Annotated in this window: 3 protein-coding genes and 2 pseudogenes; all 5 read left to right on the top strand. The window is 65.1% G+C overall.

Going from position 1 to position 3698, the window contains the following annotated elements; genetic code table 11:
• A pseudogene (locus ACFVFQ_RS38455) lies at positions 1-129 on the top strand (IS5/IS1182 family transposase); the annotation flags it as partial.
• Between the two features lie 194 nt (positions 130-323).
• On the top strand, positions 324-1679 hold the full coding sequence (locus ACFVFQ_RS38450) for an ISL3 family transposase (protein ID WP_383425347.1): 1356 nt from the start codon (positions 324-326) through the stop codon (positions 1677-1679).
• Positions 1598-1921: a transposase gene (locus tag ACFVFQ_RS38445; RefSeq protein WP_383425350.1), complete on the top strand. Its 324-nt coding sequence runs from the start codon at positions 1598-1600 to the stop codon at positions 1919-1921. Before ACFVFQ_RS38450 ends, ACFVFQ_RS38445 begins: the two co-directional genes overlap by 82 nt.
• Before the next feature lie 800 nt (positions 1922-2721).
• Positions 2722-3192: an ImmA/IrrE family metallo-endopeptidase gene (locus ACFVFQ_RS38440; RefSeq protein ID WP_383425345.1), complete on the top strand. Its 471-nt coding sequence runs from the start codon at positions 2722-2724 to the stop codon at positions 3190-3192.
• A 126-nt stretch (positions 3193-3318) separates the two neighbouring features.
• A pseudogene (locus ACFVFQ_RS38435) lies at positions 3319-3495 on the top strand (IS5/IS1182 family transposase); the annotation flags it as partial.
• Between the last annotated feature and the right edge of the window lie 203 nt (positions 3496-3698).

Below are 3698 nucleotides of genomic sequence, written 5' to 3'. Positions count from 1 at the left end.
CTACGCAGCCCTGTTGAGCAGGCCTTCGCCCGCCTGAAGACCTGGCGGCTCTTCCGCCGAGCCCGCTGCAGCCCCAACCGACTGACGTCAATGACTAAAGCGGTCCTCACCCTGGAGCAGCACCGCTGAAGAAGCTCAGAGTGAGGATGGAAAAGGCTCACTGCCATGGAAGATGATCTGCGTGGCTTTGTTCACGAGTCGTGGCTCTGGCTCAACTTCTGTGACTCGGGCACTCTCCGTGACTGATGGGCCTCTTCGAGCTGTGGGTGAAGTCGCCTGAAAATGCCCCCTGGGCAACGCAGTTGGGCTGATTGTTCAGGGCCGTGGAAGAGGTCCTGCTCTGGCTCAGGGAGTTGTTGTTCCCGTCGATCGCGGCCGTCGCGGTGCTGTCGGTAGACGTGAACATCGCGATAGTGCGCGTTGATGCGCAATGCACCGCCGACGGCGCCGCGTGCCCCGTCTGTGGTGTCTGGTCGAACCGGGTTCACGGTTCCTACCTGCGGTTTCCCGCTGATGTTCCCAGCGGAGGTCGACGGGTCGTCCTTCAGTTGAGGGTCCGGCGGTTCACCTGCAGAAACTCGGGCTGCGCACGCCGTACCTTCGTCGAGCAGATACCGGGCCTGACGCGTCGGCACAGTCAGCGGACCGAACGGTTGCGCTCGAACCTGGCGTCGGTCGGCCTAGCCCTCGCGGGCCGAGCCGGGGCCCGCATCGCCAGGGTTCTCGGCGTTTCCGTCAGCCGAAGCACGGTGCTGCGGCTGGTTGACGCGCTTCCCGAGCCCGAGGTGGTCGCACCGCGGGTGGTCGGTGTCGACGAGTACGCGACCCGGAAGGGCCGGCACTACGGCACCGTCCTTATCGATGTCGAGACCCGCCACCCTGTCGACCTGCTGCCCGACCGGGAGGCGTCCAGTCTGGCGGCCTGGCTCGCCGCGCGGCCGGGTGTTGAGGTCATCTGCCGAGACCGGGCGCCGTTCTTCGCTGAAGGTGCCACCGCCGGCGCTCCTCAGGCGGTTCAGGTCGCGGACCGGTGGCACCTCTGGCACAACGTGAGCGAGGCTGCCGAACGAGCTGTTGCTCAGCACCGCCGCTGCCTCCGCGCCCTTGTCACCGCCGCCCCCGAACCTGATCCGGAGCCTGCGCCGACGGAAGATTCCTCTGGCTCGCCATGGCCGACCGGCCATCGTTTCGCTGACCGCACCAGGGCCCGGCACGCCGACGTCCACGCGCTGCTGGAGGCCAGGCACAGCCGTCGCTCGGTCCAGCGTCAGCTCGGCATGACCTGGCGGACCGTCAAGCAGTTCGCCGACGTTGCGAGGCCGGAGGAGCTTTTCACCGGACAGTGGCAGAACCGGCCGTCGGTCCTCGATGACTACAAGCCCTACCTGGATGACCGGTGGAACGAGGGCTGCACCAACGCCTGGAAACTGTGGGAGGAGATCGTGCCGCTCGGCTACAGGGCAGCTACCAGCGCGTTCGCGCCTACCTGCACAAGAAGCGCACCTCCCCGCGGCCGGTGGTCGCCCGGCCGCCCTCACCCCGAACGGTCGCCGGATGGATTCTCCGACGACCGGAAACCCTTCCCGAGTTCGAACAACTGCTGCTCAAAACCGTCCGCACCCACTGCCCCGAGATCGACGCGCTCACCCGGCACGTCCGCGCCTTCGCGGTCATGCTGACCGAGCGCCAGGGCGAGCGTCTCCCGGACTGGCTCGCCGCCGTCCGGCAGGACGATCTACCCAGCCTCCACACTCTCGCCGCCGGCATCGACCGCGACCTCGACGCAGTCATCGCCGGACTCACCCTGCCCTGGAGCTCGGGCGCAGTCGAAGGTCATGTCAACCGGATCAGGATGCTCAAGCGCCAGATGTTCGGGCGGGCGGGACACCAACTTCTCCGCAAGCGCGTCCTATTAGCGTGACGGAGAGTGCCCGAGTCACAGAAGTTGAGCCAGAGCCGTTTCTCGTGAACATCCACGGCCCCGCAAACCGCGTTCCGCCGCCAGAACTGATGGACAAATGCTGCCGCTTGAAGTGAACGAAGCCAATCTGCAAGAGCTCGTAGTGGCCCGCCTGGCCGAACTTGGCTCTCCTCGGCGCCCGTTGAGCTTCCGGGCTGCGGCAGCACGCGGTCAAGGACACATCAGCCATGCCACAATCGGCCGTATCGCCCGCGGGCAGCACACCGGAGTACGAAACCCTCGACGACCTCGCCTTGGCCCTGGACCTGCCACGTACCCACCTCGAACAGGCCGCGGGAATCTTCCGCGAACGCCCCGCCCTTCGCCCTCCCCCCTCGCGCCAACCTGCTCTCGCGCAGCGAACGCGACGTCGTCCTCAGCGTCATCGACGCGATCCTGGCCGCAGGCACGCCACGCCGGCCACAACGACCGACGCCCTCGAGCTCCCCCATCCCCTCATGCATACAGCCTACGTCAGGCAGGCGCCGGAGCGCGACGACGACCCCCTCGTCACTTACAGCAGCGACGGCACCGGCCAGATCTCCCTCGCCGACCTTGACCTCATCCGTCAACACGCAAGAACAGGAACACGGGCGAGCGAAGGAGAAGCCTGCAGGCAGAGGCTGAACCTGTACTGCGCAATTAGCCGTTTCGAGTGATAGCTGCAGACGTAGTCGCGTGCCGAACCTACCCGGTGCGTAAGTCGAGCTTTTCTCAACTGTGGGCTTCTCACTCACTGAGAGGCGCCTGAGCCTGCCGGCATGGTCTCGGAGAGGAACTGCATGCACACGTTCGATCCTGTGGCGGAACTCGAGAAGCTCAACATCCCCGTCCAGTATCTCCCGCTTCAGGACACTCTCGCGGCCTGGGACCCAGAGCGATGCAGGGTGTACTGCGGCCTGGGCCTACACCCCATTCAAAAGCGCTGCGCCCTCACGCACGAGTTGGCCCACATCACACTGGAACACCGACGATGCGCGTACGGAGACGACAGCGTGGTGACCATCGCGTCCATCGCCCAGGAACGCGAAGCCGAGATGTGGGCAGCGCGCAAACTCATCAGCGTCGTGCAGTTCGCAGCAGCCCAAGAGTCAGGGCTCCAGCCATCTGTCATCGCTCGCGAGCTGGGAGTCACCGACCGCGTGTACCGCGCACGGTTTCTAGCCGAAAGGCTCGACGAAACACGCTGGCTTGGCACCGAGCTCGACGACAGCCTAGGCCTGCCCCTCTGACGGCGCTTGAGCGCTAACGCTTGTCGCAATACCCTTGATCAGTGAGCCTCTTTCATCCTATCCCTGAGAGGGTGAAGTTCCTGGTCAAGTGGGGTGCAGGGTGACCGACGAAGCCCCGTGGTTGGTGTGGTGATTCCACTCATCACACCAACCACGGGGGCTTCGCTGATTCCGTATTCTTCCGTGCTCGACGTACCGCACGAGCTCGTCGAGCACGTCTCATGGCTGACCTACGCTCGCCGACGGGAGATCAACTCGCCGTGGCGGAGGCCAGGTTGCTTCGAGCAAGCCTTGCTGGTGCTGTGTCCTGCATGATGGTGTAGGCGATCAATTCGTGGTGGTGTTTGGGGTGTTGGGAAGCTCTCGGGTATTGCTCCCGGCACGTACTGTCAAGCCCCGGGTTTCGTGGAGAGTGAGCTTCTTCAGCGGTGCTGCTCCAGGGTGAGGACCGCTTTGGTCATTGACGTCAGTCGGTTGGGGCTGCAGCGGGCTCGGCGGAAGAGCCG

Source organism: Streptomyces sp. NPDC057743 (assembly GCF_042798755.1).
GTDB lineage: Bacteria > Actinomycetota > Actinomycetes > Streptomycetales > Streptomycetaceae > Streptomyces.
This window is presented reverse-complemented; position numbering and strand designations above follow the sequence as displayed.